Source organism: Variovorax boronicumulans, from assembly GCF_019352895.1.
In the GTDB taxonomy this organism is placed as follows: domain Bacteria; phylum Pseudomonadota; class Gammaproteobacteria; order Burkholderiales; family Burkholderiaceae_C; genus Variovorax; species Variovorax boronicumulans_A.
The window spans coordinates 846,987-863,331 of the sequence record NZ_JAAAFX010000009.1; the positions used below are offsets into that span (position 1 = coordinate 846,987).

19 protein-coding genes are annotated in these 16,345 nt (G+C 66.7%); 11 read left to right on the plus strand and 8 right to left on the minus strand.

Going from position 1 to position 16,345, the window contains the following annotated elements; genetic code table 11:
• Positions 1-2: 2 nt before the first annotated feature.
• The 6 genes from nusA to K0H49_RS23090 are packed head-to-tail and all read left to right on the plus strand — an operon-like array spanning position 3 to position 8,520.
• Positions 3-1,487, plus strand: a complete 1,485-nt coding sequence (gene nusA, locus K0H49_RS23065; protein ID WP_183026850.1) for a transcription termination factor NusA — start codon at positions 3-5, stop codon at positions 1,485-1,487.
• A gap of 24 nt (positions 1,488-1,511) precedes the next feature.
• The gene (infB, locus tag K0H49_RS23070; protein WP_219217478.1) at positions 1,512-4,421 is read left to right on the plus strand and encodes a translation initiation factor IF-2; all 2,910 of its coding nucleotides are present in this window, start codon (positions 1,512-1,514) and stop codon (positions 4,419-4,421) included.
• A gap of 21 nt (positions 4,422-4,442) precedes the next feature.
• Positions 4,443-4,814, plus strand: coding sequence for a 30S ribosome-binding factor RbfA (gene rbfA, locus K0H49_RS23075; RefSeq protein WP_140838664.1), 372 nt, complete (start codon positions 4,443-4,445; stop codon positions 4,812-4,814).
• 2 nt (positions 4,815-4,816) lie between these two features.
• Positions 4,817-5,773 carry a tRNA pseudouridine(55) synthase TruB gene (truB, locus tag K0H49_RS23080; RefSeq protein ID WP_219217480.1) on the plus strand — a complete coding sequence of 319 codons (957 nt, stop codon included), beginning with the start codon at positions 4,817-4,819 and terminating at the stop codon, positions 5,771-5,773.
• The gene (typA, locus tag K0H49_RS23085) at positions 5,770-7,596 is read left to right on the plus strand and encodes a translational GTPase TypA (RefSeq protein ID WP_219217482.1); all 1,827 of its coding nucleotides are present in this window, start codon (positions 5,770-5,772) and stop codon (positions 7,594-7,596) included. Before truB ends, typA begins: the two co-directional genes overlap by 4 nt.
• Before the next feature lie 27 nt (positions 7,597-7,623).
• Complete coding sequence (locus K0H49_RS23090; protein ID WP_374122405.1) at positions 7,624-8,520, plus strand: DMT family transporter; 897 nt, start codon at positions 7,624-7,626, stop codon at positions 8,518-8,520.
• Between the two features lie 46 nt (positions 8,521-8,566).
• Here the strand turns inward: K0H49_RS23090 and K0H49_RS23095 are convergent, their stop codons facing one another.
• The 4 genes from K0H49_RS23095 to smpB are packed head-to-tail and all read right to left on the minus strand — an operon-like array spanning position 8,567 to position 10,783.
• Positions 8,567-8,953, minus strand: coding sequence for a COG4315 family predicted lipoprotein (locus K0H49_RS23095; RefSeq protein WP_219217483.1), 387 nt, complete (start codon positions 8,951-8,953; stop codon positions 8,567-8,569).
• A 56-nt stretch (positions 8,954-9,009) separates the two neighbouring features.
• Entirely contained in the window at positions 9,010-9,735 is a 726-nt protein-coding gene (locus tag K0H49_RS23100; RefSeq protein ID WP_219217485.1) for an anti-sigma factor family protein, read from the minus strand.
• A gap of 19 nt (positions 9,736-9,754) precedes the next feature.
• Positions 9,755-10,258 carry a sigma-70 family RNA polymerase sigma factor gene (locus tag K0H49_RS23105; RefSeq protein WP_219217487.1) on the minus strand — a complete coding sequence of 168 codons (504 nt, stop codon included), beginning with the start codon at positions 10,256-10,258 and terminating at the stop codon, positions 9,755-9,757.
• Between the two features lie 48 nt (positions 10,259-10,306).
• A complete protein-coding gene (smpB, locus tag K0H49_RS23110; protein ID WP_219217489.1) occupies positions 10,307-10,783 on the minus strand; it encodes an SsrA-binding protein SmpB in 477 nt (158 codons plus the stop codon).
• 61 nt (positions 10,784-10,844) lie between these two features.
• On the opposite strand from smpB, the gene K0H49_RS23115 reads away from it, so the two are divergent.
• Together K0H49_RS23115 and K0H49_RS23120 are read left to right on the plus strand one after the other, a co-directional pair.
• Positions 10,845-11,291: a type II toxin-antitoxin system RatA family toxin gene (locus K0H49_RS23115; protein WP_219217491.1), complete on the plus strand. Its 447-nt coding sequence runs from the start codon at positions 10,845-10,847 to the stop codon at positions 11,289-11,291.
• Positions 11,291-11,623 carry an RnfH family protein gene (locus K0H49_RS23120; RefSeq protein ID WP_219217499.1) on the plus strand — a complete coding sequence of 111 codons (333 nt, stop codon included), beginning with the start codon at positions 11,291-11,293 and terminating at the stop codon, positions 11,621-11,623. Before K0H49_RS23115 ends, K0H49_RS23120 begins: the two co-directional genes overlap by 1 nt.
• Before the next feature lie 42 nt (positions 11,624-11,665).
• Here K0H49_RS23120 and K0H49_RS23125 read toward each other — a convergent pair whose 3' ends face one another.
• The 4 genes from K0H49_RS23125 to K0H49_RS23140 all read right to left on the minus strand — a co-directional run bounded on the left by K0H49_RS23125 (position 11,666) and on the right by K0H49_RS23140 (position 13,827).
• Positions 11,666-12,181 carry a DUF4124 domain-containing protein gene (locus tag K0H49_RS23125; RefSeq protein ID WP_219217502.1) on the minus strand — a complete coding sequence of 172 codons (516 nt, stop codon included), beginning with the start codon at positions 12,179-12,181 and terminating at the stop codon, positions 11,666-11,668.
• Between the two features lie 88 nt (positions 12,182-12,269).
• Positions 12,270-12,650: a hypothetical protein gene (locus tag K0H49_RS23130; RefSeq protein ID WP_219217504.1), complete on the minus strand. Its 381-nt coding sequence runs from the start codon at positions 12,648-12,650 to the stop codon at positions 12,270-12,272.
• On the minus strand, positions 12,647-13,138 hold the full coding sequence (locus K0H49_RS23135; RefSeq protein WP_219217506.1) for a cupin domain-containing protein: 492 nt from the start codon (positions 13,136-13,138) through the stop codon (positions 12,647-12,649). The genes K0H49_RS23130 and K0H49_RS23135 overlap by 4 nt, the downstream gene beginning before the upstream one ends.
• A 74-nt stretch (positions 13,139-13,212) precedes the next feature.
• Complete coding sequence (locus K0H49_RS23140) at positions 13,213-13,827, minus strand: cysteine hydrolase family protein (RefSeq protein ID WP_219217508.1); 615 nt, start codon at positions 13,825-13,827, stop codon at positions 13,213-13,215.
• A 214-nt stretch (positions 13,828-14,041) separates the two neighbouring features.
• Here K0H49_RS23140 and guaB point away from each other — a divergent pair, with 214 nt between their 5' ends.
• The 3 genes from guaB to K0H49_RS23155 all read left to right on the plus strand — a co-directional run bounded on the left by guaB (position 14,042) and on the right by K0H49_RS23155 (position 16,342).
• Positions 14,042-15,511, plus strand: a complete 1,470-nt coding sequence (gene guaB / locus K0H49_RS23145) for an IMP dehydrogenase (RefSeq protein WP_219217510.1) — start codon at positions 14,042-14,044, stop codon at positions 15,509-15,511.
• Between the two features lie 151 nt (positions 15,512-15,662).
• Positions 15,663-15,911, plus strand: a complete 249-nt coding sequence (locus K0H49_RS23150; protein ID WP_219217512.1) for a type II toxin-antitoxin system Phd/YefM family antitoxin — start codon at positions 15,663-15,665, stop codon at positions 15,909-15,911.
• Positions 15,912-15,922: 11 nt separating this feature from the next.
• A complete protein-coding gene (locus K0H49_RS23155) occupies positions 15,923-16,342 on the plus strand; it encodes a type II toxin-antitoxin system VapC family toxin (RefSeq protein WP_219219121.1) in 420 nt (139 codons plus the stop codon).
• Positions 16,343-16,345: the final 3 nt, after the last annotated feature.

Here is a 16,345-nt window from a genome sequence, read left to right on the forward strand (position 1 = left end):
GCATGAATCGCGAAATGTTGATGTTGGTGGATGCGATATCGCGGGAGAAGAACGTCGAGCGCGACGTCGTCTTCGGCGCGGTCGAGTCCGCACTGGCGCAGGCTACCAAGAAGCTCCATCAGGGCGACGTGGACATCCGCGTCGCGGTCGACCGCGACAGCGGCGACTACGAAACCTTCCGCCGCTGGCATGTGGTCCCGGATGAAGCCGGCCTGCAACTGCCGGACCAGGAAATCCTGCTGTTCGAAGCCAAGGAAGAGATGCCCGACATCGAGGTCGACGAGTACATCGAAGAAGCGGTGGACTCGGTGCCGATCGGCCGTATCGGCGCCATGGCGGCCAAGCAGGTGATCCTGCAGAAGATCCGCGACGCCGAGCGCGAGATGCTGCTCAACGACTTCATGTCGCGCGGCGACAAGATCTTCGTGGGCACCGTCAAGCGCCTGGACAAGGGCGACATCATCGTGGAAGCCGGGCGCGTCGAAGGCCGCCTGCGCCGCAGCGAGATGATCGCCAAGGAGAACCTGCGCAACGGCGACCGCGTGCGGGCCATGATCATGGAGGTCGACCTGACGCTGCGCGGCGCGCCGATCATCCTGTCGCGCTCGGCCCCCGAATTCATGATCGAGCTGTTCCGCCAGGAAGTGCCCGAGATCGAACAAGGCCTGCTGGAGATCAAGAGCTGCGCCCGTGACCCGGGTTCGCGCGCCAAGATCGCGGTGCTCTCGCACGACAAGCGTGTCGACCCGATCGGCACCTGCGTCGGCGTGCGCGGCACCCGTGTCAACGCCGTGACCAACGAACTCGCCGGCGAACGCGTCGACATCGTGCTGTGGAGCGAGGACCCGGCCCAGTTCGTGATCGGCGCCCTGGCACCGGCCAACGTGTCGTCGATCGTGGTCGATGAAGAAAAGCACGCCATGGACGTGGTCGTCGACGAGGAAAACCTCGCGATCGCCATCGGCCGCGGCGGGCAGAACGTGCGGCTGGCTTCCGACCTCACGGGTTGGAAGATCAACATCATGGACGCCAGCGAGTCGGCCCAGAAGCAGGCGCTCGAGACCGACTCGAGCCGCAAGCTCTTCATGGAAAAGCTCGATGTGGACGAGGAAATCGCCGACATCCTGATCAATGAAGGTTTCACCAGCCTGGAAGAAGTGGCCTACGTGCCGATCTCCGAGCTGCTGGAAATCGAGAGCTTCGACGAAGACACGATCAACGAGCTGCGCACGCGTGCAAAGGATGCGTTGCTCACGATGGAAATCGCCAAGGAAGAAAGCGCCGAAGGCATCTCGCAGAATCTGCGTGATCTCGAAGGCCTCGACGCCGAACTCATTCCGAAATTGGCCGAGGCGGGTGTTCACACCCGTGACGACCTGGCCGACCTTGCGGTCGACGAACTCACCGAGATCACCGGCCACAGCGCCGATGACGCCAAAGCCCTCATCTTGAAAGCCCGTGAACATTGGTTCTCGGGCCAAGAGTGACGGTCATGGGAGCACGAAGCACATATGTCCAGCACCACAGTCGCCGAGTTCGCGAACGAACTCAAGAAGACCCCCGAAACCTTGCTTGACCAGCTCAAGAGCGCAGGCGTGGCCAAGGCCTCGCCCACCGATGCGCTCACCGAGGCGGACAAGCAGCGCCTGCTTGGCTTTCTGAAAGCCAGCCACGGAACGGCCGAAACGGAACGCAAGAAGATCACCCTGGTCAAGAAATCGACCAGCGAGATCAAGCAGGCCGATGCCACCGGGCGTGCCCGCACCATCCAGGTCGAAGTGCGCAAGAAGCGCACCTTCATCCAGCGCGACGAAGGTCCTGCCGCCGAACCGGTGCAGGCCCCAGCCCCCGTCGCCGAGCCCGCGGCCCCCAAGGTCGACGAAGCCGAGCTGGCACGCCGCGAGGAAGACGCGCGTCGCCAGGCCGAACTGATCCGCCGTCAGGAAGAAGAATTGGTCGAAAAACGTCGCCAACGCGAAGCGGCTGAAGCCGTCGAACGCGAGAAGGCCGAGCGCGCCGAGCAGGCTGAACAGCAAGCCAAGGCCGCAGCGCTCCAGAAGGAAAAGGAAGCAGCCGCCGCCCGTCCGCCGGCCCCCGCAGCGCCCAAGGCTCCGGTGGTCGAGACGCAGGCTGCCACCGAGGCCGCGACCGGCAAGGCCGCGGCCGAAGCCGCCGCCAACCAGGCCAAGGAAGATGCCAAGGCCAAGGTCGCCGCCGAATCGAAGGCCCGTGCCGACGAGGAAGCCGCGCGCGCCAAGGATCTGGACGAACGCCGTCGCAAGGCGCTGGCCGAAGCCGAAGCCATCCGCGCCATGATGAACGCACCGGCCCGTGTGCTGGTGCCGCACAAGGCGCCCGAGAAGGAAGTGCCGAAGCCGGCCGTCAAGGGCACGCTGCACAAGCCGGTCGCTCCCGCGGCCCGCCCGGGTGCGCCTGCCGCCGCCGGTGCTGCTGCAGCGCCTGGCGCCAGCAAGGACGTCAAGTCGGCCAAGCTCTCGTCGAGCTGGGCAGGCGATCCGGCCAAGAAGAAGGAAATCAAGACCCGCGGCGATGCCAGCGGTGGTGTCAATCGCGGCAGCTGGCGCGGAGGCCCGCGTGGGCGTCGTGGCAGCAACGACCGTGGCGGCCATGAAGAACATGTGCAAGCCGCACCGGTGGAAGCGCGCGTGCTCGAAGTGCACGTGCCCGAGACCATCACCGTGGCCGAGCTGGCGCACAAGATGGCCGTCAAGGCGCAAGAGGTCATCAAGCAGTTGATGAAGCTCGGCATGATGGCGACCATCAACCAGTCGCTCGACCAGGACACCGCGATGATCATCGTGGAGGACATGGGCCACACGGCCGTGGTCGCCGCGCTGGACGATCCGGAAGCCTTCACCGACGAAGACGTCGGCGCACAGGCCGGCGAGTCGCTGCCGCGTGCTCCCGTGGTCACCGTCATGGGTCACGTCGACCACGGCAAGACCTCGCTGCTGGACTACATCCGTCGCGCCAAGGTCGCTGCGGGCGAAGCCGGCGGCATCACGCAGCACATCGGCGCCTACCACGTCGAAACGCCGCGCGGCATGGTGTCCTTCCTCGACACCCCGGGTCACGAGGCGTTCACCGCCATGCGTGCCCGCGGTGCCCAGGCCACCGACATCGTCATCCTGGTGGTGGCGGCCGACGACGGCGTCATGCCCCAGACCAAGGAAGCCATCAAGCACGCGAAAGCGGCCGGTGTGCCGATCGTGGTCGCGATCAACAAGATCGACAAGCCCGATGCCAACCTGGACCGCGTGAAGCAGGAACTGGTGGCCGAAGAAGTCGTGCCCGAAGAGTACGGCGGCGAAGTGCCGTTCGTGCCCGTGTCGGCCAAGACCGGCCAGGGCGTGGACGACCTGCTCGAACAGGTGCTGCTGCAGGCCGAAGTGCTGGAACTCAAGGCGCCGGTGCAAGCCGCTGCCAAGGGCCTGGTCATCGAAGCCCAGCTCGACAAGGGCCGCGGCCCGGTGGCGACCGTGCTGATCCAGTCCGGCACGCTCAAGACCGGCGACGTGGTGCTGGCGGGCTCGACCTATGGCCGCGTGCGCGCCATGCTGGACGAAGACGGCAAGTCGATCAAGACGGCAGGTCCGTCGATCCCGGTGGAAATCCAGGGTCTGACCGAAGTGCCGCAGGCCGGCGACGAGTTCATGGTGATGGCCGACGAGCGCCGTGCGCGCGAGATCGCCACCTACCGTGCAGGCAAGTTCCGCAACACCAAGCTGGCACGCCAGCAGGCTTCGAACCTGCAAAGCATGTTCACCGACCTGTCGGCCGGCGAAGTGCAGACGCTGCGACTCATCATCAAGGCCGACGTGCAAGGTTCGCAGGAAGCCCTGGCGCAGTCGCTGCTCAAGCTGGCGACCGAAGAAGTCAAGGTGCAGATCGTGTACGCCGGTGTCGGCGGCATCAGCGAGAACGACATCAACCTCGCGATCGCATCGAAGGCAGTGGTCATCGGCTTCAACGTGCGCGCCGATTCGGGTGCACGCAAGCTGGCCGAAGGCAACGGCGTGCAACTGAACTACTACAGCATCATCTACGACGCCGTCGATGAAGTGAAGGTGGCGATGTCCGGCATGCTGGCACCCGAGCGCCGCGAAGAGATCATCGGCCAGGCCGAGATCCGCACGGTGTTCGTGGCTTCGAAGATCGGTACGGTCGCCGGTTCGTACATCACCGCAGGTCTGGTCAACCGCAGCGCGCACTTCCGCCTGCTGCGCGACAACGTGGTGGTCTACACGGGCGAGGTCGACTCGATCAAGCGCATGAAGGACGACGTCCGCGAAGTGCGCGAAGGCTTCGAGTGCGGTATCAAGCTCAAGAACTACAACGACATCAAAGAAGGCGATCAGCTCGAATTCTTCGAAATCAAGGAAATCGCCCGGACGCTGTAAGCGTTCGAAGCGAGAGCGTCCATGCCGAAAAGAAAAGCAGCAGCCCCCAACCGGGCCTTCAAGGTCGCCGATCAGATCCAGCGGGATCTGACGGAGCTGATCGCGCGCGAGCTGAAGGACCCGCGGGTGGGCATGGTCACGATCCAGGCGGTCGAGGTCACGCCCGACTATGCGCACGCCAAGATCTACTTCAGCCTGCTGGTCGGCGACCCCGTCGTCACCACCGAGGCCTTGAACCAGGCCGCGGGCTTCCTGCGCAACGGCCTTTTCAAGCGCCTGCAGATCCATACCGTGCCGACGCTGCACTTCCTGTTCGACCGCACCACCGAGCGTGCGGCCGACATGAATGCACTGATCGCTCAGGCCGTCGCCTCGCGCTCGAAAGACGAGTAGGCATGAACGCGCCACGCACCAGGGTGCAACGGCGCCCTGTGCATGGGGTGTTGTTGCTCGACAAGCCGCTGGGTCTCTCCAGCAACCAGGCCTTGCAGAAGGCCAAGTGGTTGCTGCGCGCCGAAAAAGCGGGCCATACCGGCACGCTGGACCCGCTCGCGACCGGCGTGCTGCCGCTGTGTTTCGGCGCGGCCACCAAGTTCAGCCAGTTGCACCTCGACGCCGACAAGACCTATGTCGCGACGGCGCGCCTGGGCGTGAAGACCTCGACCGGCGACGCCGAGGGCGAGGTGATCGCCGAGCGTGCGGTGCAGGTCACGGCCGACGACCTGATCCGCGTGGCGGCGCAGTTCACCGGCCCGATCCGTCAGGTGCCGCCCATGCACAGCGCGCTCAAGAAGGACGGCAAGGCGCTCTACGAATACGCCCGCGAAGGCATCGAGGTCGAGCGCGCGCCGCGCGACGTCGTGATCCATGAACTCGCGCTGACCGCGATCGAGCCGGACCTGGTCCGCATCGTGGCGCGGGTCAGCAAGGGCACCTACATCCGCACGCTGGGCGAAGACATCGGCGAAGCGCTGGGCTGCGGTGCGCACCTGCGTTCGCTGCGACGCACCGCGACCGGCGACTTCGTCGAAGCACAGTGCGTCACGCTCGAAGCGCTGGAGGCCATGGGCGAGGACGAGCGCCTGGCCCGGCTGCTGCCGGCCGAAGCGCTGGTGGCCGGCCACGAACGCGTCACGCTCGAGACCGAAGATGCGGCACGCTTTCTCTCGGGCCTGCGGCGACGCGGCGACTGGGCCGATGCGGAGGAGGTGGCCGTGTTCGGCCGCGATCCGCCGGCCTTCCTGGGCTCGGCCCATGTCAAGGCCAATGAACTGATCCCGGGGCGCTTGCTGAACCCCATCGAAATCCAGCAAATCCTTTTGAACGCATCCATCTGCGAAACGACACCATGAGTACCCAAAAGCAAATCCGCAATATCGCCATCATTGCCCACGTGGACCATGGCAAGACCACCATGGTGGACCAGCTGCTGCGCCAGTCCGGCACCTTTGCCGACCACGAGAAGGTGGTCGACACGGTGATGGACAACAACGCCATCGAAAAAGAACGTGGCATCACGATTCTGGCGAAGAACTGCGCCGTGACCTGGGAAGGCACGCACATCAACATCGTCGACACCCCCGGTCACGCGGACTTCGGCGGTGAAGTGGAACGCGCGCTGTCGATGGTCGACGGCGTGGTGCTGCTGATCGACGCCCAGGAAGGCCCGATGCCCCAGACGCGCTTCGTGACCAAGAAGGCACTGGCCCTCGGCCTCAAGCCCATCCTGGTCGTGAACAAGGTCGACAAGCCGGGCGCACGCCCCGATTTCGTGGTCAACGCGGCCTTCGACCTGTTCGACAAGCTCGGCGCGACCGACGAACAGCTCGACTTCCCGGTGGTCTACGCTTCGGGCATCAACGGCTGGTCGTCGCTCGAAGAAGGCGCCCCCGGTGAACAGTGGGGTCCCGACATGTCGGCCCTGTTCAACACCGTGCTCAAGCATGTGCCGGCGCAGAAGGGCGACCCCGCCGCGCCGCTGCAACTGCAGATCTCCGCACTCGACTTCTCGACCTTCGTCGGCCGCATCGGCGTGGGCCGCATCAGCCAGGGCACCATCAAGCCCATGATGGACGTGGTGGTCATGGAAGGTCCGGACGGCAAGGCCATCAAGGGCCGTGTCAACCAGGTGCTGACCTTCCAGGGTCTGGAACGCGTGCAGGCGACCGAAGCCGGCCCGGGCGAGATCGTGCTGATCAACGGCATCGCCGACCTGAACATCGGTGTCACCGTGACCGACTCGGCCAACCCGGCGCCGCTGCCCATGCTCAAGGTCGACGAGCCGACCCTGACCATGAACTTCTGCGTGAACACCAGCCCGCTGGCCGGCCGCGAAGGCAAGTTCGTCACCAGCCGCCAGATCTGGGACCGCCTGCAGAAAGAGCTGCAACACAACGTGGCACTGCGCGTCAAGGAAACCGACGAAGAAGGCATCTTCGAAGTCATGGGCCGCGGCGAACTGCACCTGACCATCCTGCTGGAGAACATGCGTCGCGAAGGCTTCGAAATGGCCGTGAGCAAGCCGCGCGTGGTGATGAAGGACGTCGACGGCGAGAAGTTCGAGCCCATCGAACTGGTGACGGCCGACATCGAAGAGCAGCACCAGGGCGGCGTGATGCAGGCACTGGGCGAACGCAAGGGCGAGCTGGTCAACATGGAACCGGACGGCCGCGGTCGCGTGCGCCTCGAGTACCGCATTCCGGCGCGTGGCCTGATCGGTTTCACCAACGAATTCCTGAACCTGACGCGCGGCTCGGGTCTGATCTCGAACATCTTCGACAGCTACGAAGCGCACAAGGGCGACATCGGCGGCCGCAAGCAGGGCGTGCTGATCTCGATGGACGACGGTGAAATCTTCACCTACGCGCTGGGCAAGCTGGACGACCGCGGCCGCATGTTCGTGCGCGCCAACGATCCGGTCTACGAAGGCATGATCGTCGGCATCCACAGCCGCGACAACGACCTGGTGGTGAACGCCACGCGGACCAAGCAGCTGACCAACTTCCGCGTGTCGGGCAAGGAAGACGCGATCAAGATCACGCCGCCGATCGAACTCACGCTGGAATACGGCGTGGAATTCATCGAGGACGACGAGCTGGTCGAAATCACCCCCAAGAGCGTGCGTCTGCGCAAGCGCCACCTCAAGGAAAGCGACCGCAAGCGCGCCAGCCGCTGATCGGCAAGCCCGTCACCAGAGGCCACTGTGCGGCTGACCCACGGGTTTGCGGTCTGGCTCATGGTCGGCGTGACCCTCATGTGGGCCACCGCCGGCGTGGTGACGCGTCATCTCGAGCATGCGCGCAGCTTCGAGGTGACTTTCTGGCGCAGCGCCTTCACGGTGCTGGCGCTGCTGGTGATCCTGCCACTGTGGCGCGGCCGCGCCGTGCTCACGACGCTGCGCCACGGTGGGCGCGCGCTGTGGGCCTCCGGCCTGTGCTGGAGCATCATGTTCACCGCCTTCATGATGGCGCTGACGCTCACCAGCACGGCCGACGTGCTGGTCACCATGGCGGTCGGACCGCTGCTCACGGCACTCGCCGCGCGGGTCTTCATCGGGCACCGCCTGCCCGCGCGCACCTGGTCGGCGATCGCCGTGGCCGGCCTGGGCATCGCCTGGATGTATGGCAGCCAGATCGGCGCCAGCCAATGGCTCGGCACGCTGGTCGCGCTCTGCGTGCCGGTGGCCGCCGCGGCCAACTGGACCGTGGTGCAGCACGCCCACGCCCAGGGCCAGGATGTCGACCTGGTGCCCGCAGTGCTGGTCGGCGCCCTGATCTCGGCGCTGGTCACGCTGCCGCTGGCCTGGCCGCTGCAGGCCACGCCGCACGACCTCGGCCTGCTGGCTTTCCTGGGCCTGTTCCAGCTCGCGATTCCCTGTGTGCTGTCGCTGGCCTGCGCGCGCGCCCTGAAGGCGCCTGAGATGGCGCTGCTGGGCCTGCTCGAGGTGATCTTCGGCATCGCACTGGCCTGGGTCGGCGCGGGCGAGGTGCCGGCCGCCAGCGTGCTGTTCGGGGGCCTGCTCGTGATCGGCGCGCTGGTGGCCAACGAACTGCTCGGGCTGCGCGAACGACAGGCGAGGGTGCGGCCCTTGCGCTCATGAAAAAAGCCGGCGGATGCCGGCTTTCTTGTCTGCGGTGGTCGCTTGCTCAGGGACGTGCGAGCTTCCAGACGCCGCCGACGCCGTCACCGGTGCGGTCGCCGGCCTTGCTGTCCTTGGCCCAGTAGTAGAGCGGGGCGCCCTTGTAGGCCCACTGCTTCTTGCCGTCGTCACGCATCACCACGCTGTAGTCGCCCATGGGCTTGGCAGCTTCGGGTGCGTCGAGCGCGGGCCAGTTGGCGATGCAGGGACCGTTGCAGGCCGACTTGCCGCTGCCGACGGCGTCACGCCCGAAGGTGTAGAGGCTCATGCCGTTCGGTCCGACCAGCACGCCATCCGCGGTGCGCGTCGGCGTGTCGGCGGCCATCTTGGGGGCCATGCCGCCGCAGCCGGCGAGCAGGGCCGCGGCCAGAAGGGATGCGCTGAACAGTTTCATGGAGTTTTCTCCTTCGGTTAAAAAATCGTGTGACGGGTCATGTGGAAGCGTCGGAATCACAGCTGACGGTACACCACCGTGGCAAGCCGCAGCAAGGATTCGCGCGGCAGCTTGCCGGCCAGTGCATAGCCGAAGCCGCCCTCGACCCAATAGAAGCTGGGAACCGGCCCCTCGGCCGAAAAGCTGAAGGCCGATCCGCCGGACTGGACCACGGCCGCGCCACCGTTGAGGGCTCCGAGGTACAGCGTGATGCGCTGTCCGGCGCCGTCTTCGAACATGAACTGTGCGCGCGCACCCTGGTCCCCGGGCAGCAGCCGACCGCCTACCAGCGTGTAGCCCTCGGCCGACAGATCGGGGACCTTGAGCGGCCGGTCGAGCCGGCGCGACAGCCACTGCACCAGGTGCTGCTGCTCGGCCGCGGCCACCTCGACCGGGTGACGCTTCTCGGGCGCGTAGACCGCATGCGCCACGGCGGCCGCGTGGACGAACTCCGGCCCCAGCGGGCCGCGCGCCATGGCCCGGCCGTGCGCGCCCGGCGACCATTGGCCGCTGGCCAGCCAGCCGGCCGCGAAGGCCATCAGCAGGCCAGCCGCCATGCCGCCCCAACGCATCCAGCGCGTCTGGTCGGCGCGGCGCCCCTCGGCCCGCTCCGCCGCCGCCAGCAACGCCAGGGGCACGGGCTCGTCGAGCACCTCACGGTGCAACTGGCGCAGGGCGTCGCGCTGCCGAGCCCAGTCGGGCAGGGCGTCGTCGTCGTCGTCGGGTGGTGTGGCGTGGTTCATGGCGGGATGGCGTCGGGGCTCATTTGAGTCGGCGAAGGCCGGGACGGGCCGTGAGAGGCGCAGCGCCTTCCATCAGTTCGTGCAGGCGCGAGCGCGCCCGCGACAGCCGCGACATCACCGTGCCGATGGGGATGTCCAGCACCCGGGCCACCTGGGCATACGAGAGATCCTCGAGCGCGATCAGCAGCAGCACGGCCCGCTGGTCCTCGGGCAGCAGCAGCAGGCAGCGCTGCAGGTCCAGGGTGCGGTCCTGGCCCGCATCGGCGCCGGCCAGGTCGTGCGCGACCTCGTCGATGTCCACCGCACGCGGCGGCGCCCGGCGCAACTGGTTTGCGAACACGTTGTGCATCAGCGTGAACAGCCAGGCCCGCAGGTCGGTGCCGACGGTCCAGAGGCGCCATTTGACGCAGGCGCGCTCCAGCGTGTCCTGGACCAGGTCGTCGGCGGCCCAGGCATCGCCCGTCAGCGCGCGCGCATAGCGGCGCAGGCTGGGGATGTGGGCGACGAGGGGGCGGGTGTCCATGACTACAGGATGAACACCGGCGGCCCCCGGTTTATTCCATCGCGGCGATCAACGGTTGTGCGTTTTCATCGCACGCTCGACTTCGCGCTTGCCTTCGCGGTCCTTGATGGTGTCGCGCTTGTCGTGCTCGGCCTTGCCCTTGGCCAGCGCCACCTCGCACTTCACCTTGCCGGCCTTCCAGTGCAGGTTGATCGGCACCAGCGTGTAGCCCTTCTGCTCGATCTTGCCGGTCAGGCGACGGATCTGCTCCTTGTGCAGCAGCAGCTTCTTGGTGCGCACCGAATCCGGCGTGGTATGGGTCGAGGCGCTGCGCAGCGGGTTGATCTGCAGGCCGACGATGAACATCTCGCCTTCGCGGATCACGACGTAGCCGTCGGTCAGCTGGACCTTGCCTTCGCGCAGGGACTTGACCTCCCAGCCCTCGAGCACGAGGCCGGCTTCGAAGCGCTCTTCGAAGAAATAGTTGTAGGCGGCCTTCTTGTTGTCGGCGATGCGGGAGGAGGTGTCTTGTTTCTTGGTAGCCATGGCGGTCTCATTTGGGGTCGCATGGCCTCAATACAATCGAAACGCACACACCGCCGATTCTATGAAAACCGTTCACAAGTCCGTCCTCATCTGGTACAGCGCCGAGGAGATGTATGCCTTGGTCACCGATGTGGCGAAATATCCCGAGTTCCTACCCTGGTGCGACCGCTCGCGGATTGTCGATCAGGACGAGGCCGGCATGACCGCCGAGGTGGGCCTGGCCTTCGGGGGCATGCACCAGCACTTCACCACCCGCAACACCCATGTCCCGGGCCGCGAGGTGCGGCTCAAGCTGGTCGATGGCCCCTTCTCCAACCTCGACGGCACCTGGAAGTTCAACCCCGTGGGCGAACAGGGCGAGCGCGCCTGTCGCGTCGAGCTCGACCTGAGCTATGGCTTCAGCAACTTCGCACTGCAGGCGCTGGTCGGTCCCGTGTTCGACAAGGTCGCCTCCACGCTGGTCGAGGCCTTCGTGAAGCGCGCCGAGCAGGTCTACGGCAAGACCTGATGGTCCAGATCACGCTGGTGTGCGCCATCGCGCCGCGCAAGGTATTCGAGCAGAGCCTGAGCCTGCCCGACGGTGCGACGGTGGACGATGCGCTGGCTGCCAGCGGCCTCGCCGGCGCGCTGCCAAGCTTCGATCCCGAGGCGATGACCGCAGGCATCTGGGGTCGCGCCGCGCAAGGACGGCAGGTCCTGAAGGAGGGTGACCGGCTCGAATGGTGCCGCGCCCTGACGGTCGACCCCAAGGTGGCGCGGCGCGAGCGCTTCCAGCAGCAAGGCGCGCGTGGCACGGGACTGTTCGCGCGCCGCCGCGAAGGCGGCAAGCAGGGTTATTGAGCGTTCGGCGCGGCCGGCGGCGCGCGCCAGACAGCGCCCCGGCTACTTGCAGTCGCTGTCGATGACCGACTGCAGGCGCTGCTGCTCCGCGGTCCGTGCCTTGTCGTCCATGATCTCGCGCTCGCCCTGTGCATTGACACGCGCGACGCGGATGCCGCTGTCCATGGTCGCCTTGCCCTGACGCGCACGGCCGCAGTTGTCGGCCTTGGCCTTGGCCAGCTTCTGCGCTTCGGCCGCCTGCTTGGCCTTCTCGGCTTCCTCGGCCTTGCGGGCCTTCTCCTCGAGTTCCTTGTCGACGCCCGAGGGTTTGGGGCCGCTGGGCGCCGGGGCAGAGGGTTCGGAGGGCGTCGCGTCGGCTGCTGCAGGCGTCGGCGACACCCCGTGGCGTGCCACCGGGACGCCGGCACGGCGCACGATGTTCTTGTCGGGGATGTCCGGTGGCGGGGCCTGGTCGCTGAAAACCTTCCTGCCGTCCTTGTCGACCCATTGCCACTGCGCGGCTGCCGCGAGCGGCATGGCACACAGACACCCCAGAACCAGCCAATGCACGATTTTCATGAGCGGCAGTTTAGCGCCGCCTTACGTTTTGCAATACCTTGGCGTTGCGCGGCCGCCGCCTCACGCCACGGCGCGCGCGGCGGCACGGTCAACGGCCCTTGGCGCGGCCGAAGATGAAGTCCAGGAATGCCAGTGCGAGCGCGGCCACGAGCAGCAACAGACTGACGTGATAGCTGCCCAGCGGGTGTTCGTGCAGCACCCCTGCGGCATTCGGTCCGCTCATGTCGAGCAACCCGAAGATCGCCACGAAGCCAAGGCAGAGCGCAAGAGCGAACGCCCAACCCCAATGGAAGTGCCACCTGCCCACAGTGGGGCCCGTCGGGCGCCGCGAGTTCGGTTCCTGGTTCTTCATGATGATGTCATTCCTGTACGGATCGATGCCGCGGGTGCCGCGGGCGGCCGGAGCCGGCGCTTCTTCCAGCCGCCGAAGCGGCATGTCTGGCGCACCGGGCACCAGCGTTGGTTTCACTTCTTGGCGACGGGCGTCGGCACCAGGTCGAAGTGGTCGTTCTGGTACTGGAACAGCAGGCAGTTGGTGCCCGGCTCGCAGCCGCTGAAGTGCGGCAGCTTGCCCGGGATGTAGTAATACGAGCCGGCCGGGTACTGCACCTTCTTGCCGTCCTCGAAGATCGCGTAGAACACGCCGCTCAGCACCACCGTGGGCAGCGCCTGGGTGTGGAAATGGTGCGGGTTGACGTAGCCGGCCGGGAACTCCACGAAGGCCTCGTAGGGGCCCTTGCCGATGATGTCTCCGCGCACGTTCGCGGCGCGGATGCCGCCCGTGCCGGGGACTTCATGCCATTGGAGGTCCTTGGCAGGCAGGGACACGAGGGCCTCGGTCGCGGCCGTCTTGCCTGCGTCCTTCCTGGCGGGTGGGGTGGCCCAGGCGGAGGCCGCGACACCGGCGACGGCGGCGAGGGTCAGGGCGCCGATCAGGCGATGGACATTGTTTTTCATGGTTCTTCCTTGTGTGACAGCAAAAAAAAGGGGAGGGAGCGGCGGGCCGGCCACCGCTCGAAGACTCAGGCCGCTCAGACTTCGAGGGGCAGGCCCAGGATGTCGGCGGTGGTGCGGATCTCGGCCACCACGTCGGACACGCCGCGCAGCGCCGCGCGATGCAGGTCCTGGTGTTTCAGCACGCCGCCTTCCTCGAGGTCCAGGTCGCGCGTGGCGCAGGCATCGCTGACGATGATGCTGTGGTAGCCGCGCGGTGCCGCATCGAAGGCCGTGGCCGACACGCACATGTGCGTCATGAGGCCGGTGATGACCAGCGTCTTGATGCCGCGGGCTTCGAGGTGCGCCTGCAGGTCGGTGCCCGCGAATGCGCTGGGCGTGGGCTTGCGCAGCACCACGTGGTGCGGGGCAGGGCGGATGAGCGAGTGGATCTCGAAGCCCGGGCTGCCTTCGGCAAAGATCGGGCTGTCCGACGGCGCGATGTGCTGGGCGTGGAACACGGTGATGCCGTGCGCGTCGGCCAGGTCCACCAGCCGAGCGGCCTGGCGCATGGCGGCTAGGCCATCGGGAATGGGCATCCGGCCCTCGAAATATTCGTTCTGGAAGTCGATGGCGATCAGCGCCGTCGTGCGCGGATCGAGCCGCGTGGTGGGGGTCGCGCCAGTGATCTGGCGGATGCTGGGGTGCGTCATGAGCGGGTGCCTTGTGTGCTGAATGTGTGACGGGCTGAAGCGTAAAAGAGTGCGCCGCCGCGCGATAGCCGTGGCGCCGCACAAGATTTGTGCAGATCGCGCACCGCAGTGACGTTTGGCGCGATTCGCAGGGTTCGTTGCCGCAGGGACACTGCACCGGCGCGTGCGGTGTAGGCCGACGCCTCGCTACAATTCGTCTTTTGGAGCCTTCCCCATGCGCCTTCTCGGCAAAGCGCTCACCTTCGACGATGTGTTGTTGGTGCCAGCGTTCTCCCAGGTCCTGCCCAAGGACACCTCCCTCGCCACCCGACTTTCCCGCAACATCACGCTGAACCTGCCCCTGGTTTCCGCGGCGATGGACACCGTGACCGAGGCCCGCTTGGCCATCGCGATCGCGCAGGAAGGCGGCATGGGCATCGTGCACAAGAACCTCACGGCGCAGCAGCAAGCGGCCGAAGTGGCGCGTGTGAAACGCTATGAATCCGGCGTGCTGCGCGACCCGGTGGTGATCACGCCCACGCACTCGGTGCGCCAGGTGATGGCGCTGTCGGACCAGCTCGGCATCTCCGGTTTTCCGGTGATCGACGGCGGCAAGGTCGTCGGCATCGTGACCGGGCGCGACCTGCGCTTCGAGACCCGCTACGACGTGCCGGTCAGCGAAATCATGACGCAGCGCGACAAGCTCATCACGGTGCCCGACGGCACCACGCTGGCCGACGCCAAGGCGCTGCTCAACAAGTACAAGCTCGAGCGCCTGCTGGTCATCAACAGCGACTGGGAGCTCAAGGGCCTGATCACCGTCAAGGACATCACCAAGCAGACCACCTTCCCGAACGCCGCACGCGACGCCAACGGCCGCCTGCGGGTGGGCGCGGCGGTGGGCGTGGGTGAGGGCACCGAAGAGCGCGTCGAGGCGCTGGTCGCCGCGGGCGTCGACGCGATCGTGGTCGACACCGCGCACGGCCACAGCGCCGGCGTGATCGAGCGCGTGCGCTGGGTCAAGAAGAACTATCCGCAGGTCGACGTGATCGGCGGCAACATCGCCACCGGCGACGCCGCGCGCGCGCTGGCCGACGTCGGCGCCGATGCGGTCAAGGTCGGCATCGGCCCGGGCTCCATCTGCACCACCCGCATCGTGGCCGGCGTGGGCGTGCCGCAGATCATGGCGGTCGACAGCGTCGCCACCGCGCTGCAGGGCACGGGCGTGCCGCTGATCTCCGACGGCGGCGTGCGCTACTCGGGCGACATCGCCAAGGCCATCGCGGCCGGCGCCAGCACCGTGATGATGGGCAGCATGTTCGCGGGCACCGAAGAGGCGCCCGGCGAGATCGTGCTCTACCAGGGCCGCAGCTACAAGAGCTACCGCGGCATGGGCTCCATCGGCGCGATGCAGCAGGGCAGTGCCGACCGCTACTTCCAGGAATCGACCACCGGCAACCCGAACACCGACAAGCTGGTGCCCGAAGGCATCGAAGGCCGCGTGCCCTACAAGGGTTCGATCGTCTCGATCGTCTACCAGATGGCCGGCGGCGTGCGCGCCAGCATGGGCTACTGCGGTTGCGCGACCATTGCCGACATGCAGAACAAGGCCGAGTTCGTCGAGATCACCACGGCCGGCATCCGTGAGAGCCACGTCCACGACGTGCAGATCACGAAGGAAGCGCCGAACTACCGGGCAGAGTAAACAGGCCCCACTGCGTGTGAGGCGCAGCCCCTCGAGGGGGCCACAGGCCGCCTCGGGGCGGCCCGGCGCCGGCCTGAAGCCTGATCTGGCCAGACTTAAGAAATCTGGCCAGATTTGCTAGAATCCGGGCCAGATTCCATTTTCTGGTCCCATGCAATCCATCGGCATCGCTGAAGCCAAGAACAACTTCTCGGCCCTGATCGACTCGGTCGAAAAGGGCGAGGAAGTTCGCATCACCCGCCACGGCAAGGAAGTCGTGCGCATGCTGCCGGTGCGCCGCAAGCCGGTGATCACCGACGAGCAGATCCAGCGCGAACTCGGCCAGATCGACGCGCTGCACGCCACCCTGCGCCCCGGCCCTTCGCCGCGCGCCCTGCGCGAAGAGGGCCGCCAGTCGTGACCGCCTTCGTCATGGACGCCTCGGTCACCGCCGCCTGGCTGCTGCCCGAGCACGCCACCGAACACACCCGCAAGCTCTACGCCGCCATCCGCCGCGACGAGGTCGAGCCGCAGGCCCCCAATGCCTGGCAATGGGAGTGCGCCAACATCATTGCCAACGGCGTGCGCAGCGGCCGCATCCCCACGTCCGCGGTCGAAGGGCTGTGGAGCGTGCTCGACGCGATCCGCCACCGGGTCGAACTGCACGAGCTCGCGCCCGCGCAACACAAGGCCGTGCTGGCCGTCGCCATCGATGCCGGCGTGTCGCAGTACGACGCGGGCTATCTGTGGCTCGCCAGATCGCTCAATCTTCCGCTCGCCACTTTCGACGAGCACCTCCTCCAGGCCGCGCCCAAGGCGGGCGTGAAGCTGTTCGACATTTCAACGCTCTGAGTC

What these genes read in the sequence shown, in the direction of transcription:
- nusA (WP_183026850.1), top strand. Translation starts at nt 3, where the DNA reads ATGAATCGCGAAATGTTGATGTTGGTGGATGCGATATCGCGGGAGAAG.
- infB (WP_219217478.1), top strand. Translation starts at nt 1,512, where the DNA reads ATGTCCAGCACCACAGTCGCCGAGTTCGCGAACGAACTCAAGAAGACC.
- rbfA (WP_140838664.1), top strand. Translation starts at nt 4,443, where the DNA reads ATGCCGAAAAGAAAAGCAGCAGCCCCCAACCGGGCCTTCAAGGTCGCC.
- truB (WP_219217480.1), top strand. Translation starts at nt 4,817, where the DNA reads ATGAACGCGCCACGCACCAGGGTGCAACGGCGCCCTGTGCATGGGGTG.
- typA (WP_219217482.1), top strand. Translation starts at nt 5,770, where the DNA reads ATGAGTACCCAAAAGCAAATCCGCAATATCGCCATCATTGCCCACGTG.
- K0H49_RS23095 (WP_219217483.1), bottom strand. Translation starts at nt 8,953, where the DNA reads ATGAAACTGTTCAGCGCATCCCTTCTGGCCGCGGCCCTGCTCGCCGGC.
- K0H49_RS23100 (WP_219217485.1), bottom strand. Translation starts at nt 9,735, where the DNA reads ATGAACCACGCCACACCACCCGACGACGACGACGACGCCCTGCCCGAC.
- K0H49_RS23105 (WP_219217487.1), bottom strand. Translation starts at nt 10,258, where the DNA reads ATGGACACCCGCCCCCTCGTCGCCCACATCCCCAGCCTGCGCCGCTAT.
- smpB (WP_219217489.1), bottom strand. Translation starts at nt 10,783, where the DNA reads ATGGCTACCAAGAAACAAGACACCTCCTCCCGCATCGCCGACAACAAG.
- K0H49_RS23115 (WP_219217491.1), top strand. Translation starts at nt 10,845, where the DNA reads ATGAAAACCGTTCACAAGTCCGTCCTCATCTGGTACAGCGCCGAGGAG.
- K0H49_RS23120 (WP_219217499.1), top strand. Translation starts at nt 11,291, where the DNA reads ATGGTCCAGATCACGCTGGTGTGCGCCATCGCGCCGCGCAAGGTATTC.
- K0H49_RS23125 (WP_219217502.1), bottom strand. Translation starts at nt 12,181, where the DNA reads ATGAAAATCGTGCATTGGCTGGTTCTGGGGTGTCTGTGTGCCATGCCG.
- K0H49_RS23135 (WP_219217506.1), bottom strand. Translation starts at nt 13,138, where the DNA reads ATGAAAAACAATGTCCATCGCCTGATCGGCGCCCTGACCCTCGCCGCC.
- K0H49_RS23140 (WP_219217508.1), bottom strand. Translation starts at nt 13,827, where the DNA reads ATGACGCACCCCAGCATCCGCCAGATCACTGGCGCGACCCCCACCACG.
- guaB (WP_219217510.1), top strand. Translation starts at nt 14,042, where the DNA reads ATGCGCCTTCTCGGCAAAGCGCTCACCTTCGACGATGTGTTGTTGGTG.
- K0H49_RS23150 (WP_219217512.1), top strand. Translation starts at nt 15,663, where the DNA reads ATGCAATCCATCGGCATCGCTGAAGCCAAGAACAACTTCTCGGCCCTG.
- K0H49_RS23155 (WP_219219121.1), top strand. Translation starts at nt 15,923, where the DNA reads ATGGACGCCTCGGTCACCGCCGCCTGGCTGCTGCCCGAGCACGCCACC.